At 57.4% G+C, this 24,011-nt stretch carries 14 protein-coding genes and 1 tRNA gene; 8 read left to right on the top strand and 7 right to left on the bottom strand.

Annotated features, from left to right (window positions below; all coding sequences use genetic code 11):
* Positions 1-169: 169 nt before the first annotated feature.
* Complete coding sequence (locus BLS34_RS25670) at positions 170-496, top strand: hypothetical protein (protein WP_139189461.1); 327 nt, start codon at positions 170-172, stop codon at positions 494-496.
* A gap of 297 nt (positions 497-793) precedes the next feature.
* On the opposite strand, the gene BLS34_RS24175 is transcribed toward BLS34_RS25670, so the two are convergent.
* Positions 794-1,957 carry a replication initiator protein A gene (locus BLS34_RS24175; RefSeq protein ID WP_093154535.1) on the bottom strand — a complete coding sequence of 388 codons (1,164 nt, stop codon included), beginning with the start codon at positions 1,955-1,957 and terminating at the stop codon, positions 794-796.
* Positions 1,958-3,410: 1,453 nt separating this feature from the next.
* On the opposite strand from BLS34_RS24175, the gene BLS34_RS24170 reads away from it, so the two are divergent.
* From BLS34_RS24170 to BLS34_RS24160, 3 genes are all read left to right on the top strand, one after another.
* Complete coding sequence (locus tag BLS34_RS24170; RefSeq protein WP_215906208.1) at positions 3,411-5,069, top strand: M10 family metallopeptidase C-terminal domain-containing protein; 1,659 nt, start codon at positions 3,411-3,413, stop codon at positions 5,067-5,069.
* Between the two features lie 342 nt (positions 5,070-5,411).
* A complete protein-coding gene (locus BLS34_RS24165) occupies positions 5,412-9,116 on the top strand; it encodes a rhamnan synthesis F family protein (RefSeq protein ID WP_093154530.1) in 3,705 nt (1,234 codons plus the stop codon).
* A 64-nt stretch (positions 9,117-9,180) separates the two neighbouring features.
* Entirely contained in the window at positions 9,181-10,194 is a 1,014-nt protein-coding gene (locus BLS34_RS24160; RefSeq protein WP_093154527.1) for an NAD-dependent epimerase/dehydratase family protein, read from the top strand.
* On the opposite strand, the gene BLS34_RS24155 is transcribed toward BLS34_RS24160, so the two are convergent.
* The 3 genes from BLS34_RS24155 to BLS34_RS24145 all read right to left on the bottom strand — a co-directional run bounded on the left by BLS34_RS24155 (position 10,152) and on the right by BLS34_RS24145 (position 18,731).
* Positions 10,152-12,320 carry a glycosyltransferase gene (locus BLS34_RS24155; protein ID WP_281241221.1) on the bottom strand — a complete coding sequence of 723 codons (2,169 nt, stop codon included), beginning with the start codon at positions 12,318-12,320 and terminating at the stop codon, positions 10,152-10,154. The genes BLS34_RS24160 and BLS34_RS24155 overlap by 43 nt on opposite strands.
* A 213-nt stretch (positions 12,321-12,533) precedes the next feature.
* Positions 12,534-17,948: a DUF4347 domain-containing protein gene (locus BLS34_RS24150; protein ID WP_175474371.1), complete on the bottom strand. Its 5,415-nt coding sequence runs from the start codon at positions 17,946-17,948 to the stop codon at positions 12,534-12,536.
* A 447-nt stretch (positions 17,949-18,395) separates the two neighbouring features.
* Positions 18,396-18,731: a WGR domain-containing protein gene (locus BLS34_RS24145; protein WP_093154519.1), complete on the bottom strand. Its 336-nt coding sequence runs from the start codon at positions 18,729-18,731 to the stop codon at positions 18,396-18,398.
* A gap of 273 nt (positions 18,732-19,004) precedes the next feature.
* Here BLS34_RS24145 and BLS34_RS25665 point away from each other — a divergent pair, with 273 nt between their 5' ends.
* Positions 19,005-19,550, top strand: a complete 546-nt coding sequence (locus tag BLS34_RS25665) for a recombinase family protein (protein WP_139189460.1) — start codon at positions 19,005-19,007, stop codon at positions 19,548-19,550.
* A 137-nt stretch (positions 19,551-19,687) separates the two neighbouring features.
* Here BLS34_RS25665 and BLS34_RS24135 read toward each other — a convergent pair whose 3' ends face one another.
* From BLS34_RS24135 to BLS34_RS24125, 3 genes are read right to left on the bottom strand one after another with little or no spacing between them, the layout of a single operon-like run.
* Positions 19,688-19,888 carry a hypothetical protein gene (locus BLS34_RS24135; protein WP_093154514.1) on the bottom strand — a complete coding sequence of 67 codons (201 nt, stop codon included), beginning with the start codon at positions 19,886-19,888 and terminating at the stop codon, positions 19,688-19,690.
* Positions 19,885-20,142, bottom strand: coding sequence for a hypothetical protein (locus tag BLS34_RS24130; protein ID WP_093154512.1), 258 nt, complete (start codon positions 20,140-20,142; stop codon positions 19,885-19,887). The genes BLS34_RS24135 and BLS34_RS24130 overlap by 4 nt, the downstream gene beginning before the upstream one ends.
* 19 nt (positions 20,143-20,161) lie before the next feature.
* Positions 20,162-21,514, bottom strand: coding sequence for an RNA-guided endonuclease InsQ/TnpB family protein (locus BLS34_RS24125; protein WP_093154510.1), 1,353 nt, complete (start codon positions 21,512-21,514; stop codon positions 20,162-20,164).
* 426 nt (positions 21,515-21,940) lie between these two features.
* Here BLS34_RS24125 and BLS34_RS24120 point away from each other — a divergent pair, with 426 nt between their 5' ends.
* From BLS34_RS24120 to BLS34_RS24110, 3 genes are all read left to right on the top strand, one after another.
* Positions 21,941-22,537 (top strand): KpsF/GutQ family sugar-phosphate isomerase, encoded by a 597-nt coding sequence (locus BLS34_RS24120; RefSeq protein ID WP_093154507.1) that lies wholly within the window; start codon positions 21,941-21,943, stop codon positions 22,535-22,537.
* Between the two features lie 296 nt (positions 22,538-22,833).
* Positions 22,834-23,214 (top strand): hypothetical protein, encoded by a 381-nt coding sequence (locus tag BLS34_RS24115; RefSeq protein ID WP_139189459.1) that lies wholly within the window; start codon positions 22,834-22,836, stop codon positions 23,212-23,214.
* Positions 23,215-23,413: 199 nt separating this feature from the next.
* Positions 23,414-23,489 (top strand) — tRNA-Thr (locus BLS34_RS24110).
* Positions 23,490-24,011: the final 522 nt, after the last annotated feature.

Below are 24,011 nucleotides of genomic sequence, written 5' to 3'. Positions count from 1 at the left end.
GCGGACACCGAGATAGGGTGTTTCAGGGAATTGGACGTGGGATATGAGAGGAGGTCAGAGGTGATCAGAAGTGGTCCCTGAAATCCGGACGGCCGGTTAAGCTGTTCCCGTCGCTGAAGACCGAACCAGCAGTAGGCCAAGCCGAAATAATCGAAATCACAGGCAACGAATGACGTACATACTCTTAGCTTACGCCGCTGATGGCTCCGAAGCGTTCCGCGAAACCCACATCTCATTGGAGGGCGCGGTTAAACGTGCCACGGCACTATTCCAAGCTCGAAAACCCGATTCCCAGCTAGTGTTTGAAGCAAAAGTCATGAAATCCGGGGAGGACATGCAGATGTTCACCAGCATCTACTCGGCTCCGGAACAGATAACAGCCGGAACGAGTGCTGCCGAGCGGGCAGCTGTCGCGTCTCAATGGTTCGATCGAAATTTCAAAAATCCATTTGATCTTTCTACACTGGTCATCGAAAAATTCGGTACTACACTATAATTTTAGTCGAACAGACATAACATAATTTTCAAATAATTGTTGTTATGTTATTCTAAAATCGTAGTTTTTATTTTAAGAATTATCTTTTAGATGAAGGGTATCTTCGTGCTTGTCGCTGCTTCCTTGGTTGGGAAGAATGTGAGCCATTTCAATATCACCAAGACCGAGGCGCGAAGACGCGAGCAGTTCGGGGGTTTTCACAAGTCGCTGCTTGGCCCACCGCATGGCAGCCTCTGTTCTGGCTGGGTCGTGCATCGCTGGTTCCCTAAGATCAGTTCAAGGAGGGTGTGGCCCACACTATCGGCTGTGTTCGATTCCAGCGTCAACCAGCGCTTGAGCCAGTGCATGGATATCGTCACATAGCGCACGCTCGTTGAGCTTAACTGCGGCTTTTCCCTCTGGTATCGCTTCGCCTGCGTTGTTCAGGCGTTCGACAAGTGACCGAACACGGGTAAGCCGCCCCATATACCCAATGGATTTCAACTCAGCTGCTAGACGTGGGTGGGGCGCCTCGCGAGCGGGAAGATCGACCACTCTCTGTGCGCCCGGATCAGCGGTGACGGTCTGGCGATCATCGGTGCCTGTTCGCCTGGTGAAAACAACCATAATCCGTTCGAAATCCTTGGCGGAGCGGCGGATACGCCCTGGACGAACCTGTTCGACAATTCGGAACCGATACTCCGGGAGGCGGTCTTCTGTCTCAAGCTTTTGCAGTCCGGAGAGGAACTGCGAGATCCGCGAATGGTCACCGATCCGCGCCTGAAGCTTCGGAAGCCTTACCTGCCATCGATCCTGCGCGCCCACATGCACGCGGGCCAGATCGTATAAACGTCGGGGGATCGGTTCGAGATCGAAATACGCCTTGGCGTAAGTCAGAATCTTGCGGTCCTTAACAATCGCATTGAACAGCCATTTCCCAACGGTGATACGAACATGGCTGATCCGCTTTAATCCATTTTTCCCCGTGCGGTACCGAATTCCGGTACCCGTGCGCTCAAACCATTCGAACCAACCATCGGCTCCTAAAGTCTCGTCATCGACGGTGACTTCAATGTTGGTTGAAATAGTTGCGCTCGTTAGACGATCCAACATTGCCTTGAAGCGGTCGTAGCTTCGAGCGTCCGTCGATCGCCCGGCGACGCGTAGAAAATCGTGAACGGTGAAGTTGATCACGCGATCTTCATCGCTACCCGTTAACCGGCCCTCATCCATCCGCTGAGCCAGTACCGTTGCCACGTAGAGCACCAGGTCCTTGTCATAGATGGTGGGGACACCGCTCCCATCGGCTGCGCGGACAGCGATCTTGACGCCGAGGTCCGGATCCTCGAATTCAATTCGTGCTTTGAGCGCCCTCTTGTCGAGATCGAAGAAAGGATATGCCATGATATTGCGCTCTCCCTTGATCGCACCGACAAGTGGTCCGTCAAGTTTAAGCGGAAGCTGGGCTGTCTGTTTGGACATGGCACATCCTATAATCGGCCAACAAAGTGTGCCCACTTGGTTGCGTCTTTCAATGTTAGATGTTCATGCCTTGACGGCCTTAATGAGTGTTTCGTGGTATTTAAGGCAGTCAGGGCACGAGTCGAACCGCGCTAAACCAGAGTCACGCGCCAGGGGCGGCTATCTGGCAGTGCTGCCAGCCCCAGGCTGACGAACGAACTATGAACTGATTCGTGCCTTGAATGCCTTATGTTGCCGCCGGGCGCCCTTCTCGTCCCACGCTAAGGCTCTCAAAGCACGTATATGGCTGTGGCAAAGCGGTCTTTGTGCTTTGAGAGCCCAGGAATGATCTGGCTCTCGTGTTTTGAGCGTGCTGGTGCACGTGTTCTGAGGACCTTCGCCTCGTGTACTGACACCCTTAAGCTCGTGCTCTGAGCTTCTTATTATCTTATAGCATGTTGATATTATTAGAATAATTTGGACGATAACGTCCCTAACCAGTTTAACTCACTCTAACAGAGCTCGCGTAGATTCGTGTTTTGATGGTCTAAAAGAGGTGGTCCCCATCGTTCGGACAGTTTGGCGGCTTGATTAAGCTATTCCCTGGTGTGGTTCATGCTGACAGTCGCTGTCCGCCGTTGCCGGAGCGAGCCCCGCAACGGTGTCGGTTTAACGGTCCGATACGCTTCATCGGGTGTGCGCCCACCGCGGCCCGAGTGCGAGCGGTCGGCGTTGTACAACTCGACGACACAAGACCCACAATACCGGCTCTGGCGATGAGGTGATGGTAAAAGCAAAACCCCGGCCGAAGCCGGGGTTTTTTAGTCCTGAAGCACAATCCAGAGAGAATATAGCAACAGGACTCAGATTGTTTCCGGGCTTGGGGGCATCGGAAACAACCTATACATATCTCTTCTCTACGGACTTAAAAGTCAATGAAAATCAACCCTACATAACCATCCGGAGTCCCTGCCTTACACTACCTAGCATATCAAACCCGGGTAGCAACCTGGCTAGCATAGCCGAGAATATCGCCTGGCGCCTTGCCAAAAGTCGCCTCTGCCATCGTACCAATCCACGCTGACTGAATCACCCCGGTGCGCATGCCCCAGACCCGGATGACGCCGAACCTGCGGGAATCCTCAGCAAGCTTCCAGCGTTAGACCTCGACTGCGCCTGCACCTTGGTGTTCTTCATCTGGGCTGTGGCCAAGTCCGCATCTGCGTATTTCAGCCTGGGTGACTTGACCCCCAGCGCCTTTGCGGCCCCAATCAACCCAACCTGAAACGTCGCATGGCGGCTAGACCAGAAATGGGGTCAGAACCATCCCGCGGTTTCCAAAACATATCGGCGAACCAATTCCAGGGGGGAGGGATAAACGGCAATGATCGTCCTCTACACGGGCTTATTTAGTTGATCCAATAACACATCCCTGCAGCGACCTGGGTGCGATGCAATGCTAGAGAAAGAAACAATGTCACTCCCCCAATACACGACCTTTACACACCCGGTGATGTGCTGTTGTACGGCTTGCGGGGACGGTGGGCTTACGCAGCTGGATCTCAATCGACTTGAACTAATCGGTGTCGCACCAGCTAAGAATATGACAGCAGCGTACTATGTTTCGGCACTTCTCTTCGAAAATACGCCGAAATGGGGTGCGGCAGAGGTCGGCACAGGCGCTGAGATTAATTTCAGCTTTATGGAAAGCCCTCCTGATTATGCCTCTGAAGCGGATCGATTAGGCTTTGCTCCACTAACAGCTGCACAACGTATTGCAGTGAAAGAAGCATTTTCTGAATGGGCGTTAGTCGCCAATATCACTTTTACCGAAGTCTCGGATCAGAACAGCGTTGATATTCGCTTGGGAGCTAATAACCAGGGAGGGGATACCGCAGGCTATGCTTATAGTTTGACCAGTGACAATGGAAGTTCTGGAGACATATTCATAGCAAACGATGTTGATTCGGCCAATCAGCTGAATCCTGGTGAAAGTGGATTCTCAACAATACTGCATGAGATTGGTCATGCGATCGGCTTAAAACATCCTGGGAACTATGGGGACGGAGACGAGACCCCCTTTCTTCCAGAATCAGAAGATAGCTTTGCCACAACAGTCATGTCGTACAATGCCCACCCTGGCACCAACAGCGAACCGCCCGGACCTGGCATCTACGACATAGCTGCGATCCAATATCTTTATGGTGCAAACACGACTGCGAACCCTGGAAACAACACATATTATTTTAATAATACTACAGATGATTTTATGCGGACTATTTACGATACGGGAGGCACCGATGTCATTGATTTATCAAATCAAACCACTGATAGCATCGTGCGGTTATCTGGCGGAACGTTTAGTAGTATTGGTAATAATTTATCAAATAATGTCACGATTGCCTTCAATGTGACGCTCGAAAATGTAATTGGAGGCTCAGGTAACGACGATATCACAGGTAATGCAGCGTCGAATTACATCCGAGGCGGGCTCGGAAATGACACTATATACGGCGGTGCTGGCACAGATATCGCAGTCTTTTCCGGCTCGCAGGTCTTCTATTCGTGGACTCGCACAAAGAACCCGATCACAGGTGAATCTGAGAGTTCCTTCACGGTGGCAGGGCCGGATGGCATAGATATCGTTGGAGAGACTGAAATATTCCAGTTTGGTGATGGTGCTATACAGATAGCTGCGGAACAGAACATTTACCGGTTCCGAGACGTTTCCTCAGGATCCCATGTTTACACAGCGTCGGAGGCGGAAAGATCGGCTCTCGATGGGCTTTCAAATTATCAATTTGAAGGTGCGGTGTTTTCAACATCCGGATCGTTGGGAGAAGTGGTTTGGCGGTTCTTAAATACGACGAACGGTACGCACTTTTACACAATTTCGCCGCAAGAACGGGATGGCATTATCAACACGCTGCCAAGCTATACGTTTGAAGGAGCCGCATACCGTGCTTCCCAGACGAGCGATGAGGGCCTTGTTCCACTGTATAGATTCTTCAATACCCAAACGGGATCTCACTTCTTTACTGCGAGTCAGACGGAGGCGGACATTGTGGAGGCCACGATGCCAGCGTTTCGCTCTGAAGGGGTGGCTTTCTATGTCGATGACATCGGCATCTGAAGCGTCAAAATCAGGATCAGCCCTCACTGACTGGTGCAGCTTCCAGGGTTAGGATCAGGCTCATCGGCCAAACCAGATGTGCGGCGTAGAGCGGCGCAGCTGGGGTCCTGCGAGAATTGTTGTTTCAGGGGTCGTTTTAGCCGATATGGAAATATGGTCCGCTTGCCGCCTTGGGTGCGGCTAAGCACACTGTCGGCACAGTTTACGGCCACGCGCCCCTTTTGCCATTGTTGGAGCGCATCACCTGCCGGCAGAGAGCCTGCTATGGTTCTGCATGCCTTTCCCATTGCACCTTCGACTAAATCAATCTAGTCAAAGGCTTTTCCTGGAATGATGCGAACGATGAGCACCGCCGAGCAACCGCCCTTGCCCGACAATGGCTCCAACGCAGCTTGGGGGGTCGGGGGCTTGGAGCTACTCCCCCCAAACCGCCTCGTGCAGCCGGACTCTTGGGTCGGGCACATTCCTTTCGCGTTCTGGCTCGTTCAAGCGGTTCGTCCGAAGACCCTCGTTGAGCTCGGCGTGCACACTGGAAATTCCTACTGTGCTTTCGCCCAAGCGGTGGCGACGCTCGGCTTGGAAACCCGCAGCTTCGGCGTCGATCATTGGATGGGAGACGAGCATGCCGGTCTCTATGGGGATGATGTATATTACAATCTAAAAGAGTATCACGATCCTCTCTACGGTAGATTCTCCACACTCCTGCGCATGAGTTTCGAGGACGCGCGCGCTCATATTCCAGATGGCTCGGTCGATCTCCTGCATATTGACGGGCTGCATACGTACGAGGCGGTACGCGAGGATTATCAAAGCTGGCTCGCGAAGATGAGTCGCCATGGGGTGGTGCTCTTTCACGACACCAATGTGCGCCATGGCGATTTTGGTGTGTGGAAGCTGTGGGCTGAAATTGAAGCGGCTTGGCCCAGCGTCGAGTTCGTTCACAGCAACGGGCTTGGGGTCGCTTATGTCGGAAGCGAACCCCCGCCGGCTCGTCTTGAAGCTTTGCTCGCATCGTCACAGGATGGCGGTCTTGATGCGATGCGGCGTTACTTCGCGCGGTTGGGCGATGCCTTGGTCGATCGCTTGGCGACGCGCGAAGCGGTGCGCATGCGCGAGGTGGCAGAAGAACGCTCTGATGCCCTTGCCGATGCGGTGCGCGAGATCCACCAGGACCTGCTTGCAGCCAGATCCGAAACGGGCACCTTGTCTGCAGAGCGCGACCACTGGCGCGCTTATGCGGATCGCGCAACATCATGGGACGAGCTGTCGCGGCATCTGGCAAAGACCACGGCGCGTGATCTTACTTCGGTGGCGCGAGCGGTTTGCCGGCTCGCCAACACGGATAGCCCTGGCGTGATGGAAGACCGCGGCTATCTCGGGGAGGTGCTTGGCCGATTGGTTCACAACGAGCCTCTGAAACCACCGCCTCCTCCTGAGCCTCCGCGCTCGTCTGCTGAGTATATCTTGAGAATGACACGCAGGGTCGCACGACGGGTCTTGAGTGAACCCGCGCCCCCGCCCCCGCCTCCCCCAGTGCCCGTGGACCCAGAGCTGCAGGCCATACGCGAGAGCGGGCTTTTCGATCCGGCCTTCTATGCCCTGACAAAAGAAGCTGAGGAACAGGGGCGCGATCCTCTGGAGCATTATCTGGAGGCCGGAGAGCCACTCGGCATTGCGCCATCGGCCGGTTTCGAGCCCGATTACTATGCTCGACGCTATCCAGATGTCCTTGAGTCCGGCATAGGGTTGCTGCGCCACTACGCATTGTTTGGCCGTGCCGAGGGCCGTCAGGGCGTGTCGCCTGCGACCCGGATGGTCGTCAAGGACATGACGACCTCCGCACGCAAGCGTGTCCTGGTTGTACTGCACGAAGCCTCAAGGACCGGCGCGCCCATTCTAGGCTGGAACATCGCGCGCGATCTGCAGGAGCGCTACGACGTTGTCGTCGTTCTTAAGCAAGGCGGCGTACTGGAAGCAGACTTCGCTGACGTGTGCAGCGATGTCGTCATGATCCCGGATTACCCGGCATTGACCAGTGTCGATTTCGACCGGGTGGTTGAGCGCCTGGTTGCCAGGGTCCGGCCAAGTTTCGCGATCGCAAACAGCGCCGAGACCCGCGATGTGGTCCCGCGTCTTACGCGGGCTGGTGTCGGTGTCGTTTCGCTGATCCATGAATTCGCAGCAAACGTGGCTGGTTTCGGCCTCTATGACGTTCTTCTCTGGGCTCACCACGTCGTGTTCCCAGCCGACGTCGTTGCGCGATCATATGATGCTGCTGGATATCGGTTCCTGCGCCAGCGCCGCCATACCATTGCAGCCCAGGGCGTGCCGGTCTTGCCGCCGCGCCAACAGGACCTGCTATCGACCTCACCGCGTCAAATCCGGAACACGCTACGCGGAGACGCAGAAGCGGACTGCTTTGTCGTTGTTGGCCTCGGCTATGTTCAGTTCCGTAAAGGCGTGGACCTCTTCATTGCCGCAGCAATGGCCGCTGTTGCTGCCGATCGCGGTGCTAACCTGCGCTTCGTGTGGGTAGGTGGGGGGTATGAGCCGGACAAGGATATCCATTACTCCACCTATATCGCCGATCAGGTGTCGCGGTCCGGCCTCGGGGATCGGTTGATTTTTACCGGTGAGCTCGATGACCTGGATGAGGTGTATCGGGCAGCCGATGCTGTTGTCCTCACCTCGCGTATAGACCCGATGCCGAACACATGCATCGATGCCTTGGCTCGGGGATGCCCGGTCATATGTTTTGCTGAGGCCAGCGGTATCGCTGAAGTCCTGGCGGCCGATCCGGCTACCGCGGATCTGGTTGTGCCGTATCTGGACGTTGCCGCGATGGGTAAGCGCGTGGTGGATCTCGCCGCAGATCGCAATACCCTTGAGCAGTTGTCGGCAGCGTGTTTGCGCAACGCCGCTGCATCTTTTGATATGGCACGCTATAGCGCTCAACTCGACGCGTTGGGCAGCGAGGCGGCCGAGGAAGCGGCTGCCCTTAGCGAAGATCATGAGCTCATCAAATCTGAAAAAGCGTTCGATGCTGGGTTCTTTGCAGGGCCGCATGGTGAGGCTCCGGAGGATCAAGCGCTTTGGGATTATCTGATCCGCAATAGGGTCGTGCGCGCTGGTGCCGGTGATAATGCGGCACTCGGTCTGCGGCGGCCGTTCCCGGGGTTTCAAACCCTTATCTACGATGAGGACATGGGCGGCGGCGGTTCGCTGCACGATCCACTGGCCGACTGGCTGCGTCGCGGCCGACCTGCAGGCCGCTGGGTACATGACGTGATCCGCTTGAAGGACGTGGATGCGCCAGCACTGCCGAAAACGACGCGCACGCTGCTGCACGGGCATTTTCACTATGCCGATCTCATTGGTGATTTCCTTAAGCGCCTGAATGTTAACGCGCTGAGATGCGATTTGGTGCTCACCACCACCGACGATGAGCGAGCTGCAGTATTGCGCGAAGGTCTTGCCGGTTATGAGCGCGGTCTTGTGGACGTGCGGGTCGTGCCGAACCGGGGACGCGATATCGGCGCTTTCCTCACGGGTCTTGATGGGGTGTCGCTCGACGACTACGACGTGATCGGCCATGTGCACGGTAAGAAAAGCGTGCATCTCGATACGGGCATCGGTGACGGTTGGCGAGAGTTCCTATGGGAGCACACTATTGGTGGGATGACACCCGCCGCCGACATTGCGGTAGCGACGCTTATGGCAACCGAAGAGCTCGGTCTTTTGTTCCCCGATGATCCTTATATCTGCGGCTGGGACAAGAACCGGTCCATCGCAGAGGAGCTTGCCGCCAAACTGGGGCTCGCTGAGTTGCCGCAAGCGTTTGACTGGCCCAATGGAACGATGTTCTGGGCGCGTCGTGAAGCGCTTGAACCCCTGTTCGCATTATCGCTGGGCTGGGAGGATTATCCTGTGGAGCCAGTGCCAGAAGATGGCACGATCCTTCACACACTCGAACGCCTGATACCCTTTGCGGCCCGGCTTGCAGGCTACGAATACAAGACCACGCATCTGCCAGACGTGCAGAGATGAGCGGTCGTCATCGGACCAGTCCGCTTTGCGGATCCCGCACTATGACGCATGGGACTGTTTTAGAATGAAGCATCACTTGGTCCTCGGCGGCCTCGGGTTCATCGGCCGCCACACGGCTTTGGCGCTGGCATTAAGCGGTGGGCGTGTCACCGTAGTTGATCGGATGTCTCCCCCTCCCGAGTTCGACGAGCTCCCTATGAAGTTTCAGCAGGGTGAGATTGAGTCCATTGAGTGGGACGCAATCCTCCACGATGTCGATGTAATCCATCACTACGCCTGGTCGACGATCCCCCAGACAGCCAATGAAAATCCGATTGGCGATCTTGACCAGAATGTTCGCTCCACCATCCGCTTGCTTGAAGCCCTTCGCCGCATCCCTGGGAAGAGGCTAGTGTTCGCCTCCTCCGGCGGCACAGTCTATGGCCGCCTCAAACAAACACCTGTATCGGAGACCCATAACTTCGCACCGGTGACCGCCTATGGAGTGTCGAAGGCAGCGGTTGAGATGTATCTTGGATACTACCGAGACTGTTATGGCCTGGACTGCCGAGTGGCGCGCATTTCCAATCCTTTTGGAGCCGGCCAGGATCCAAAGCGCCCCCAAGGGGCTGCCAGCGCATTTCTTTTCAAGGCGATGGCGGGTGAAGAAATTTCGATCTGGGGGGATGGCTCGGTCGTACGCGACTACATCCATATTGCGGATCTTGCAGAGGGATTGGTGGCTCTCGCCAACGCCCCCGTCGAGCTGTGTGGCGACGCGCCGGTATTCAATATCGCAAGCGGGATCGGTATCTCGCTGAACGGTATCATCGAGACCCTGACAGAGCATCTGGGGGTCAAACCAAAGGTAAGCTATCAGGCGGGCCGCGCTTTCGACGTGCCTGTCAGCGTGCTCAATATCACCCGCGCGAAGGATCGCCTGGGATGGGAGCCCAAACTGTCCTTCTCCAATGGCTGCGAACGTATGATCCGCGATCTACATGACGGCCGGCACTGGATGTCGGCCTTGACGCCTTTATCAGGCATGGATGGTGATCAACGCCGTGTCGCAGCGGTCATCTCCGACATGACCTCCTGAGCCGTCGAGGGAAGTTGTCCGGCAAAGAGCGTTTCAAACAGTGCCGGAACGGTCGCCTCGAGCGAGAAGCACTCTTCGAAGCGGCGGCGTGCGTTCTGCCCATAGCCGTGTGCTTCGTCACGATCGTTCAATAGGCGCGAAATCGCTTCCGCCATAACCGCGATCTGACGTTGTGGCACCAAAAGGCCAGTGTTTTCGTGCTGGATCGCTTCACGGCATCCATCAGCATCGCTCGACACAATGGGAAGGCTGTGCGCCATCGCTGTCAGCAAAGCAAGCGGCAGACACTCCATGATCGAAGACTGAACATAGACTTCCGCATCTCTATAGTGCGCATCAAGCTCCGCCGGCGGCAGAACAGCCACCAATCGCACGGCGCCGCGCAGATCCGGCTGATGGATCCGAACGAGAAGGTCGCGAACGAAAGGGCTGACAGACGGTTTTGGGCAGCCAACGATGCGCAGTTCCGCCTCGTGCGGGATCAGCCCCTCACGACGGCCATACGCAAAGGCTTCCAGCAGCTCGCGGGTGCCTTTGCGCGTACCGGCAGACTGGACGGAGAGCACGACCCGGCGGCGGCTTTCGGGCGCCTTGGTTTCGGGCTCAATCGTCGTTGGTGTGTGGGGGGCGTCGATGGGGAGTCCGCTCCAGTACAGAACGTCACCATCAAAGCCAGCGCGAGCCCAAACCGCGCGTGTTGCGTCAGATCCATACAGCATTTTAACCGCACCGCGGGCGCGCAGATTTTGCAGACGCTCGTATGAGCGCTGATCGCGCATCAGCACTGTCGGATTGAAGGTCTCATGGATGTACCAGAAGGCGGGCCCGCGCCACCGGTTCAGGACTGATAGCGCCAGCGGCCAGGAGGCAAAGGAATTCACAAGAAGCAGGCCGGTGCCGTTGCGCACATAATCGAGGACCCGGAGCCGGCTGGCCACTGCCCTCACCAACCATGCGAGGCGACCGGTTGGCCGGCGCAATACCCACAGGTGCTCAGCCATGCCGGTGAGCCGGTGAGCAATCCGAAAGAGTAGCCGGGATATCGGATTTTCATTTACGACTGGACAGCCTTCGGCTTCAAAGGCGTCAGCCATCGGGCCCGGCTCCAGAGAAATCACACGCGATCCCACCCCTGTCTTGCGCAGCTCCCGGGCCACATCACGGAGCAGCACAGGCGCACCACTGTGGCTCAAATTGTGACTGATGAGGGTCACTTGGGGCGCATTGTCAGGCAGCGATGGCAGTGTTGATGCCGGCTTGATGATCTCGTCTTCGTCATCCGTAGGGCTGCCTGCGCGCTCGATTAGGCTGTCGAGCGCGCGGCACAGGTGTGGTGGCAGACCCAAAGACATGAATGAATGCGGCCAGCTGTCCAAGCGGGGGGCAAATGGGTTGGTTGCCTGGCCAGCGAGGGTGCGCCTTAGATAATGCGCTATGATTGCCGTGGTCTCGCGCTGGGCGGCCCGATCGTTCTCGGCAATCGTATTCATGGTGTGGAGGCGGTATCGGTAAAGCGGCTCACGGATCAGGACCGGCTCATCCGTCAGACAGGCGCGCAACAGGAAGTCCAAGTCATGGGCATAGCGGTAATCGGCAAACTCGCCCAATTGGTCGTACAGTGAGCGCTCGAAGATAAAGTTACCGGTCGAAACGCCGATATTCGCACGCAGTAGAAGAGCCGACAGGCTTGGCGCCGCGTCGAGTTCCTGCATCACAAGGTCACTATACCAATGCCGCCATGGATGTCCGGCCGGCAGCGGCACATCATCGTCGTCGACCGGATCGACATAGGTGATCAGCAGACGCGCGCGCCGTTCTTCCAGCGCCGCAAGGCAGCGCTCTATGCGCGTTGGGTCATAGGCATCGTCAGAGTTGAGAATTGTAAGCCAGGTCCCGCGTGCGTCGCGTAGCCCCTCGTTGATGGTTGCGTGCGCTCCTCTGTTCTCACGGGAGCGAAAGCTGACCGTCACATCATCGGGGCATTCCTCAAGAACCTCGCGCACCACCTCTGCACTACGGTCACGCGAACCGTCATCGATGATGATCAGTTCGATCGGTCGCCAAGTCTGTGCGAAGACAGATCGGATGGCATCCGACACAAAGCGCTCGTGATTGTATACGGGCATTACAACTGAAACGAGTGATGACTCGGACATGCAGTGGCTGCCTTTGCAGAGCGCTAAAAGCCGACCTCTTAACGGTTCGAGGTCTTACAGGCAAGCCAACCCCCAAGCGGTCACACCGGCGCGTGATCCCATCGGTGATCTGCATAAAGCCGACGCTGATCGCCGGGTAGGATTCAAGTAAACTGGTCTGCTGCAATCCCCCGGGCGGTTCAATTACGAGAAGAGCCAGGTTTGGTAATCGTCGATGAGATATCCGGTTCGCCCCTCTTCGATGCCTGATGTGAGGTAGTGCTCGAGGGCATTGACGCCTACCTCTGCGACATCGGCATTGGCGGCAAGGTACTTTGCGGTGTCGAAATAGCGTGACGCCGCCCGGCCCTCCGCTGCTCCAGCTGTCAGGTAATGGTCGAAGGCACTGGCGATGTCTCCGGCCGCAAAGGCTGTCAGCACATCGGTGTTCTGTGCCAAGTACCAGTCGCCGTCGAACATCGCGCTCGGCGTGCGGCCTTCCGATTTTCCGATCGCTTCGAAGTGCTGAAGGGCTGATGCAAACTGCCCCGCCGCAACCGCGGCGGCGACATCGGTGTAGATCTCCAGATAGAAGGTCTCGTCGAACGCGAAGCTGGAAGCGCCATCGCGGTTCTCGAGTACACCGGTCGCCTCATAATGAGCCCGTCCCGAGACGAACTGTCCCGCCCCGACAGCTGCTGCCACGTCGGCGTTTGCTGCCAGATAGCGCTCTTCGTCAAAGCTGGTGACAAAGGAACTTTCAGTGACTGTCGCGACCGATCGGCCGTCGGAGAAAGCCAGGATCTCAACACCCTGCACGATATCGGACGCAGGTGCGATCCGACCGTCAGATCGATCGACACGAGCCAGACTGCTCTCATAGGCTTCATCGAAGCGCCCGACATCACGGCCAACACCGCCGACAAGGATATCGTCGCCGGCCTGACCGGCGAGAATGTCATCGCCGACGCCACCCGACAGGGTGTCGTTGCCGGTGCCTCCAAGCACCCGATCCGCTCCAGCGTCGCCAAAGAGCTCGTCGTCACCAGCGGCCGAGCCAATGGTATCGTCGCCATCGCCGCCGTACAGAGTGTCGTCCCCCTCGCCTAGCGAGATGAACTGGGAGGCATCATCGCCAACGGCATAGTTGTCACCGCTACCGCCGGTCACCGTCGCCGACCCCATAATTGAAGCAAACTCGATGTTGTCCAGCTGCAGGTTCGAGCCCGCGGGCAGCGAGCGCATATCGATGACGAAGGCCTCCGACTGGGTCGACCCGCCGGACGCGCTGGTGCCGGTGATCACGATCGGATCGGACAGCGAGCTCGACGTCGTGGTTGGGATGATGGTGCGCACGTCCAATGTGGTCGTGGATGCGAGATCGGTGAGGAATGTCTGAGCACCGCCGATAAGGTCGTTCTCCGCGGTTGAGTCGCGGTTGTCGATCGCGGTCACCAGGCTGTTGAGCGCATCGTCGCCGCTTTGGGCAGTCGAGGGCCCCTCGGAGCTGATGGAGGTGGATGGCGGCAGGGTTGCCGTGACCACGTTGCCGTTGTTGTTGGAGTTCTCCACGATCGCAGCACTGCCCGACGTCGTGCCCGTGTTCGTGATCGTCTGAGACGTGGTCGTACTGCTGTCAGACCCTGGCGTCGTCGGTGTGGTCGGCGTCACCACAATCGGAGACGTCGGGGTCGACGGCGCCGCGGGAGGGGCTACAAGCGTGATTGTGGTGGTGGTGGCAGTGGCGTCATAGACCGCCTTCCAGGTCCCACTGGCAGGACTGATATCGGCCAGCGACAGAGAGTACGGCGCGCCGAGAGACAGGGTTCCGGCGGCTGCCTTGCCATCAAGCGACTGAGCGAGTTTGTTATCGGCCGCACCGGTCACGACAATGCTGTCGCCGACAGCGAAGTCGGTAATCTTATCGGCGTTGAAGTCACCGGCAGAACCGGTGAACACATCGTTCCCGGCACCGCCCGTCAGAACATCGTCGCCATGACCACCGGCCAGAGTGTCAGCTCCAGCACTGCCAGTAATGGCCTGGTCGCCGTTCGCCCCAGTGACAACAAACCCGTCCTTGGCAGCATCGCCTGCTATCAGCGTACGGCCGTTCGCCAGGTCGGCGGCCAATGTAACGGTCTGTGCTGCTCCGTCGGCGGCCGTTGCCAGTTTTTCGATCTGAGTCAGGGTCACACCTGCAACCGTGCCGGTATTTGTCAGCGTGATCGTCTCCGTGCCGGCCCCGGCAATGGTGCCGGTAAAGCCCGTAAGCTGGGCGGTGCTCATGGTCACCTCACCGCCCGAAGCAATCTTCAGGTTCTCGAACCCGCTCAGGCTTGCGAGCTTGGTCAGGTTGCTGCCTGTTACCAAGGAGAGCGTATCGCTCCCGTCATCACCAGCAGCGGTGGAGCCGATAAGGTGGTCGGCAGCCGTGATCGTCAACGTCTCGCCGGCAGTATCAAAGACGGCCTTTGGAGTGAGGTTGGCGCCCGTTGTCGTATTGAAGCTGCCTGCCGTGCTGCTTGCCGCCGTCGCATTCGTCAGTGTGACCTGGGTCGTCCCCGTTGCGTCCGAGGTCCCATCATTGAAGGTCCATTTCAGGGTCGCAGAACCGGTCGGTGTCGCAGCCGTATTCGAATAGGTAATCCCCTGCAGAACGGTATCGACCAGATTGGATGTTGCGGTGTCGCTCGTGAAGCTGACGGTCAGTGTCCCGTTGGTCTGCGTGAAAGTACCGAATTTCTGGCCGTCGGACTTCAGGTCAGTCCCGTCAAGCGTGACCCCGGTCGCTGAGATGGAGAAGAGGTCATTGGCGTTCGCCCCGCCGTCCCGGGCGATCGTCAAAGAGGCATCAGTGTAGTTCCCCTCACCGCCCTTCAGTGCGTCGAGATCTGTCTGGGCGACGGTGACGTTGCTGTCGAGGACCACGGCTGTGTTGCCTTCAGTGAAGGCGGCTGTTCCGTCCAGTCCTGTGAACTGGGGAACAGCACCGATGGTTACGGAGACCGTGTCGGTGCTGTTTGAAAAGGCGAGAGAACCTCCAGTAATTGCGGCAGCGGCATATGTCCCATTAGTGCCCGAGGTCTGATCCCAAGCCCGGAACGTCAGGGCGTTAGATACGATACCACCGACATCATTGCCCGGCTGTGCATACAGCCTAGCGGTCTCGTTGAGCAGCAGCGCATTCGAGAGCTCTACACCTGTTGCCTCTGTCCAACTGGCACCGGCATCAGTGGAGTACCACAGGGTAATCTGATCGCTTACCGCGGTAATCGCGATTCCTTTTGGATCACTACTATCGACATCGCTGATACCGCCGGTTAGGGCCGAGACCAGCGTACTGTCTGTGGTGACCCCATTGCTGGGTGCACCTGCTCCCTTCGAAACAGTGGTTAAGGCCAGCGACTGCGTATTATCGAGGCTCGGCGCATCGTTAACCGCCGACACCGTTATCGAGACTGTGTCAGTGCTCGTTGAGAAAGCGGAGGTGCCGCCACTAGTTGTTGTATCAGCGGTGTTGCCATTGCTACCGGCCGTCCGGTCCCAGGCACGGAAGGTCAGTGCGTCGCTTACCGTCCCAGAGACATTGGCATTCGGCTGCCAGTAAAGCCGTGCATCGCTCTCCAACAGCAAGGCGGATTGCGTGGAGACGGTCGGCGCCTCAGTCCAAGCGCTGCCGCCATCTGTGGAATACCAGAGCGTACCCGCGCTCGTATTCTTGGCGACGACCGCCATGCCTTGGAGAGGGTTTGAATCCGCATCGCTAATGCCGGCGATCAGGTCTGAGACGGTGGTGCTGCCGGCCGTGCTTCCATTTGTTGGAGCGGCAGCGTCCTCCGCTACACCGCTCAAGACCGGAGACTTCGTATCGTCCAGAGCAGGGGCGTCGTTCACACCGGTAATAGTGATTGTGGCCTGGTTGGTACCAGTGGTCTCGCTCGAGCCGTCCTTGAAGGTCCAGTTCAAGGCAACACTGTCGGGGGGACCTTCAGAATTGTTGGCGTATGTCAGGTTCTGTAAGACGTTGTCGACGACAGCCGATGTTGCATTCGAATCGAAGGTCAGCTTGAGCGTCCCTGCACTGTTGGTCGTTACGCTCCCGACCACAGTGGAATCGTATGTGAACTCGCTGCCTTGGCTCAGGCCTCCGAGAAGACCGCTATTGCCGAAGACATCACTCGCATTTGCACCGCCTGAGCGCTGGATCGTGAGCGTAGCGGTATCGTAGTTGCCATCGCCTCCGTTTAGAGCGTCGAGTTCCGTATCTGAAACGGTAACGTCACTATCGATGACAACAGCCCCACCGTTTTCGGTGAACATTGTACCGCCATTAAGATTGGCGAATACCGGAGAAGCGTTAGGGTCGTAGGCAATCGTAAAAGTCTGCGACGTGTAGTTTTGAGCCTGATCCGTCGCCCTTACCGTGACTGTGTAATTTCCCCCAGACGGCGAGGCACCATCGGAAAACTGGAGATCACCGTCTTTAATTTGAAAGAGACTATGATCTTCTGTATTTTCGATGCTGTATGTTACAGTAGTTCGATCTTTGACCGTAAGGTCGAGATCCAGATCTGTGGTAGACTTACTGGATATTGAAGTTTCCCCAGACCACACTGGATTGTTAACGTCTAGGATAAATTCTCTGGTGACCGAATCCCCATCCCCCTGAAGCTCAAATGTTACTTTACCATCTGAGCCAGCACGGGCAAAAACTTCGGAGAAAGTAAAATACAAATATCCATAATAATCATTATTAATTCCTGTAATATTTTTATTATTAGTTATATCTGATGATGATCCTGAATTATCTTTTAATACAATTGTGAGTGTCCCAAAATATGATGGGTCCATCTCGTATGAAAGCTCAAGACTGCTATTCGAATTAACTGGCGTCGCCTGATTGATAGATCCGGTATTAAAGGTGCCTTTGCTTAGGATATTTGGTGCGGTCAGGTAGCTCATTCCAAGCGTTGCAAGCGTTCCTGTGAATGAACAACGCTCAGAGAAGCACGACGAGAGTGGCGTGGGCGATGTTGAATAGTTTGGCGCGAGATTCAGAAGGCTGCCCACACGGCCAACCAACTCTGTTGATGCCGCGATCGTAGCGGAAAGGCGGAGACTCAGATCCTCAACGAAGCGCCGCCCTATTGAGCCGCGGGCAACGCGGCATCCATAGAATACGACGCCACCACCCACTGCGATGCTGGCACTCAAACGTTCAAAGAGCGCTGAGTAGCGGTCGAGACTGTCTTGGCTCAACCATCCGGATCCAAGCCGCTGTGCGCCAGCTTGCCCATGGCCAACGATATGGAGTACCTGGACCGCATCGTAGGCGGAGCACCCTTCGGCCCAGGCGGCCATTTGGACTAAGCCGTCAGCGTTGCCATCTAGAAGCACGACCTCGATACCGGGTCGAACCCCCTCTGCAAGGACATGCCAGTCAGTGACCGAGGTGTCGATGAACACGGCTTCTAGATATCCACCATTCAGGCGCACGTCTGCTTGACGCAGCACCTTGAAGCCAGTTGAACCCATAACGGAATCTGTTTGATCATCAGATACGGGTAGCTGCGCTTGTGGATTCGTCTGTTCGAATAGCCTGTGCGAAACAATGCCCATCACTGCAATCCTCAACATCCTGTTAGTCGTAGCTGAGCTAACCGCCGCAGTAAGGGGCAGCCCAATCTCAATTTACAAACATCTTATTGGGTATCTATAAGGAGGTTTATATTCTTAATTATTCGTATATCGTCCGTGATCTCCGATACAACCCATATGGATGCTCCCAGCCCCGTCACCATCCTTCTGCTCAAGCCTCTCAGACCAAAGGCCTATCGACCCTTCGACTATCGAGAGACAGAAGGCCTCTCTTTCAGGAACGCGGAGGGTAGATGCCACCCTCTCAGGCTTTACAGAGCACTCTAAAGCATTCCACCCATGTACTGATACATAGGTATATGTGACAATTTGTGACAATTTTGTAGATTCGAGCAGTGTTTCCCCAATGGAGCCTAGGCGGCGAATAGCGGAAGCTCGGCCGGGGTCGCGATCGAGGTCCGTGATTTCTTACGCGTCACGAGCGCGTCGATCGGCCCCTCCCGCCTCCTGCCAGCGCCGGACCAAGGGTGCACAATCGCCGGCGGCCGACATCAGGACATAGGCACTACCGAGACGTCGCCGCGCGGTAAGTCGCCGGCGAAGATCGCCAGCTGCAATGCGATTGGCATCTTCAAGATCTCGCGCTGATGCAACGAAGCCGCGAAGCCGGGATCCATATCGGCCGAACCGCTTCGTTACGGTGATTTCGCCGAACAGATCGCGGTCGATTTCGAGCTCATACACCCGGTTGCGGTTGTGCTCCGGATCGACGAGGCGCAAGCGAAGATAAGTGAGTGACAACATGGTCTGAGTTTATCAGACCTAGAACAAAACATGAATCAACAATCTGGCGAAATCCCGTCATGCAGCGCGGAAATATCATCCCCTGGGATCACCCTCGCGCCCGTTCAGCGCGTCAGCCACCTCCCATCGTCTATTACGGTCAAACGACCCAATGGCTCCTGGTGCTTTTGACTTTACTAAGCTCGGCCCGTTGGTAAAGCGGCTTGCTGGAGCACCATTCTGAATATAACTTTTCGCATCACGTTTCATATTGTTTACAGAAAAAGTGACAAGATGCGGATTGGATATTGGCGATGCTGGGCGAGCGGCCCGAAGCGGCAGCGCGACAACTTAGAGGCGGCAGGTTGCGACCGCATATGCGGTGAGGAATCACCGAAAAGGCCGCTCCCGCTCGCGGAGCGAAGCGAAGCAATTCGAACGCTGCGAGCCGGTGACGAACTTGTTGTTGTCGCGCCTGAAGTGCTTGGCCGCAACCAAGTTGAGATCCTGGAGGCGCTGACCGAAACGTATCGAATGAGCGATGGCGGGGCCGTGATCCGCGACCTGTCCACAGGCAACGCGATTCGGTGGACGCCGGAGGCACAAGTAGCGCTCGACTTTGTTGCCCGCGGTGCGACAAACCTATTGTACCGTCGGACCAGCGCTGCTGGGTTCGCAGCGCGCGGCCGGGCAGGTCGCAAAAAGGCGCTCCAAGGAAGCCGACTGACGGCGGCCCGCGATGACTGGTTTAACCTGCAGATGACCGGCGGCCAGGTGGCGCAGAGATATGGCGTCACGACGAAGACCCTCCACGATTACTTCGGGAAACGGCGTCGGTAATCCTGGTTTGACAGCTAAACACGCGCCGCCCGGCGGTCGGCTTCAGCTTCGCACCTGCATGGTGTTGGCTGCGGCGATGGCGCGGGAGACCCATCTGACAGCGATCGGGGTCATGACGCACCCTCAGACGCCTTGCGCTACAGGTCCGCCATCAGCCGCGATACCGTCACTTTATCGGCTGGTGACAGGTGCGGGGCCAGGATTGCCGCCAGACGGCTGGCATACGGCATGACGTGCCGCGCCGAGCTGATCGGCGTTGTGCTGTGATCCGGCGTCAGCGTGTCCAGCAGCAGGGACCGGAGCGCCTCCACGTCAAGGTGAGGAGTGTTGCCGGTCATGTCGTACCGCCTTGCGCATCCGTCTCATCAGACTTGGAGGGCCGCAGACCAGCCATCAGGGCCGCGCCGGTGGCGTCGTCACAGTGCAGGACGATCGGCCCTTCGTGCTCCCAACACGTCATTCCGCAGAGGGCCTCGAAGACCTTGTGCTCCTGCGGATCGGTGGGTGCGATCCGCTGCTGGGCGTCGCGCAGAACATGGCCTTGGTCCCAAACTCCCAAGTCTATCTTGGTGTCAGCCTGCAGCGCGTCCAACTCAGTCGTCGGTAGTGTCTCAGTTTGAAATCTCCATCTGAGCTTTCTCGGGCCAGTGAACCACTGTCGACTTAAGGCCCACGGGGATCACTACACCCCCGGCTTCTCGAAGTCCTTTTACAAGGATATTCCGAGCAGCATTCACGTCCCGATCGTCGACATACCCACATTCTCCACACCGATGAACACGGTCACTGAGAGACTTCTTCTCCCTGTAACCGCACATCGAGCAGTCTTGCGAGGTGTATCGAGGATCGACCTTAACCACTCGTCCACCGGCTCTCTCAGCCTTGTAGACCAGCATGTTCACGAACGTCGACATCGCAACGTCCAGAATTTCGCGATTCAGACCAGTTTTCTGACGCACCATAGTACCTGGCTCTTCAACGGTGCCTGCGGCCGACCGCGTCATGTTTCGGACCGTGAGGTCCTCCACGACGATCAACTGGTGTTCACGCGCCAATCGCGCCGACGTCTGATGCAACCACGTCCGTCGCTGATTTGCTGTCTTCGCCTGATGCCTCGCGAGACGCTCACGGGCTTTCTGACGACGCTTCGAGCCTCGCCGGCATCTGCTCAATGCACGCGACAATACTCGCTGTCGACGGGCGGCCCTGCGGCCGATGCGAGGGTTCTCCAGAACCGACCCTGTGGACAGCGCCGCAAAGTGATGCGTGCCCACATCAATGCCGACCACAGGCCGCTGGTCGTCCTCGCGCGGTTCGGTGTCCGCTAGCTTCAGCCTGAAGCAGACCCACCAGCCATCCACGGCCTTCGTGAGCGTAGCCGCCTTGATCTCTGCGTCTTCTGGGATTGGTCTGTGCAGATGAACTTCCAATTTTCCCGGCATGCCGCGGAACAGCAGGGCGGACTCCTTCAGACGTATCCCTGAGAATTCCTGAAAACCAAACGAAGACCACCTGCTCATCGGCTTGAAACGCGGGAATCCTGCCTTTCCACTCCTCAGTTTCAAACGACGGAAGAAACCTTGGAACGCGAGATCCGCACGCTCGATCGTGTGACGACTGAGAGCTGTGGGAACTTCGCCAATCCCACTCGGATCGTCTGCACGGATTTGAGTCAAAGACTTGAACTGGTCGAGTTTGGTGATTTGCTTCCAGTCATCCAGCTTCGGATCTGGCCGTGTTGCGCCGCGCTTCGCTGCGAGCGCCTGTCCATACCGGTACGACTGAATACGCTCTTGCAAAGCGGCGTTGTACAACAGCCGCTGCTGCTCGAGAACCCTGTCCAGAGCATTGTATTGCCGGCAAGTCGGCTTCAGTTTGTACTTATAGGTCTGAAACAAACTTGGCGAGTCCTCAAGGTGATTGAAATCCTTGATCAAATAGGCAGGACTGTCAATAAATTTCAAACTGAGACACTACCCAGTCGTCACGTCCGGCAGGACCAGTGCCAAAATAGCCGTCTCCGTCATGTCGCTAGGAACGCACTTACGCAAGGCGCTCAGCAGCATTGACCGGCTATTCGTCATGCTGTCCACCATCCAATCGGAGGCCGCCATGTTTTGGGTCTCGGCAAGCGCACACGACCATTTCGGCTACGGGCCAGATCAAGGGACCCACAACCTCCTATTTGCGCGTCATGCCACACCGCGACCCAGCGCTCCAGCGCGGTTTCAGTGACGGCCATTGGCATCATCTGGCCCTGCTGACGTTCCGCATCAGGCTGCGGCCCATTCCGGCCCTGTCGGCATTCTGACGCCCCACTTGCCAGAGCCCGTGCTTGCTCCTAAGGGTGGCGCCCTGTTTCCCTTGCCGTCCTGACCGGAGCCTTCCGCATGTCCGTTGCCGACCGCATCCGCGCGATCCTTGATGCCGAGGCCGCGGCCATCCAGTCGATTTCCGTCGATGACGGTTTCGAGCGCGCCCTGGAGTTGATGCGGGGCTGCACCGGCAAGATCATCACGGTCGGCATGGGCAAGGCCGGCTTCGTCGCTCGCCGCTTCGCCGCCACGCTGGCCTCCACGGCGACCCCCGCCGTCTACATCCACCCCAGCGAGGCGGCCCATGGCGATCTCGGGCTGATCGCCGAGGGCGACTGCCTGATCGCTTTCTCCACCTCCGGCAAAACGCGGGAGGTACTGGAATGCGTCGACATGGCCGCGCATATCAACCGGACGGGATCGGTGATCGCCATCACCTCCCATCCCGATAGCGAGCTGCGCACCCGTGCAAACGTGGTGCTGGACATGGGCGTGATCGCCGAGCCCTGCCCGCTGGGCCTGACCCCGTCCGCCTCCATCGCCGCCATGAGTGCCATCGCCGACGCACTGACCCTGACCCTGATGGAACAGAAGGGCGTGACGCGCGAGCAGTACGGCATGCGTCATCACGGCGGCTATCTCGGACGCAAGGCGCGTCTCGACAACGTGTGAGTGACATCTCCCTGCCCTAAAGAGCAGGGAGACGTCATGCTCAGCTGACCCCCGGCGTAGGATTCAAACAAATTGGTCTCCGGCAATCCTGGGGTGGATCAGTTCATCAGCGCGCGTCTTGGCTCCTCCAAAGCTAACACCGACGCACCGCTCACCAAGTTGATCGCGCCCGACCTGGATCGCATAATCGCCGGTGCGCAGGCACCACATGCACAGCTGGACACTTACCGCAATCTGCCGTCAGCGCCTGGGTCTCCAGACGCTTCCTGATCCAGTTCCGCCAACAGAGGGTCACTATGGCACTACGGCAAATGAAGTTGGCCGCATCGCTCGGCGGCAATAAGCTCGAAGCGGCCTTGGATTTGTTCGAGGACGACAAGCGGGTTGGTCGCATGGTCGTCGATGCGTCAGGGCTGCAGGAGATCGTCGATAAGCTCGCAAAAGTGCGCGCAAAGATGCCGGACCGGGTCCCCTTCAATATCGATCTTGGGTCGCGGTTCAGCAGCACTAAAAACCCGGAATGGCGTCTGCAACGCCATCAGGACGGCACGTTCGCTCTGTTCCTCAGGCATCCCGGCTTTGGCTGGTTGGCATTTCGTCTGTCCAGTGAGGAAGCAAGCCGGATAGGCGATGGGCTGACGAGTCAGCCCGGAGACAAACCTGGCGAGCCTGACTGAATTCCGGTCCCTGGCGTTTAGGTGGTTTCGTGGTTCGCCGCCATCGTGGCCGGGAGGGCTCCGCAGGCTGATACCGAAGGTCCTTCGGCGATGCTGACCATGGTCCGAAATCCCTAGCCCAGGTCAGGGGGCACGCGTTCGGGAGCCCTCAACCAGCTCGCTTGACCGTAAGTTCATAGCCCCGTATCCCGGGGGCGATGCCGGTATAGCTCAGCTGGTAGAGCATCTGATTTGTAATCAGAGGGTCGCGGGTTCAAGTCCTGCTGCCGGCACCAGTTCCGCGGTTGTCCGACCCGGAGACATGGGTGACAACCTCGTACCGAACGGGTTGTCGATGGTCTGCAGGGCCCTCTGCTCCAGGTCGATATACCCCCGATCATAGGTCATGAAACCTACGACGGACGGACAGCTCACGTCGCGGCCGAGGTAATGGCCGGATCCGGGAAAAATACGAATGCAACTTAACCACCAAGTCTGACGCCCTTGGAAGTGTCGTGCCGCCCCATCGTGCACGTGCACATTGAACCAAAGGGCGTGGCGTGTCCCGCCCCAGGACCGTCTCCCAGGACCTGCAACCCCCGGTCCGACCGCATGCCATGCGAATGCATCTCCGGGTTGGTAAGAAGCGCGACCCCATAAATATAAAATTAACTCAATAGCTTAAGCGCCGTTTAAGGGCTGCTCTGTATAATTACAGCCAAGTTAAAGGAAATTTAACGCTGATTTTAACCAGTGGCGAGCGGCCCGTTCTCACGGTCCCGGCCGAGGTGATCAGCAGGTGATGGACGCGGAAGTCG

The organism is Thalassobaculum litoreum DSM 18839 (assembly GCF_900102465.1).
In the GTDB taxonomy this organism is placed as follows: Bacteria; Pseudomonadota; Alphaproteobacteria; order Thalassobaculales; family Thalassobaculaceae; genus Thalassobaculum; species Thalassobaculum litoreum.
This window is presented reverse-complemented; position numbering and strand designations above follow the sequence as displayed.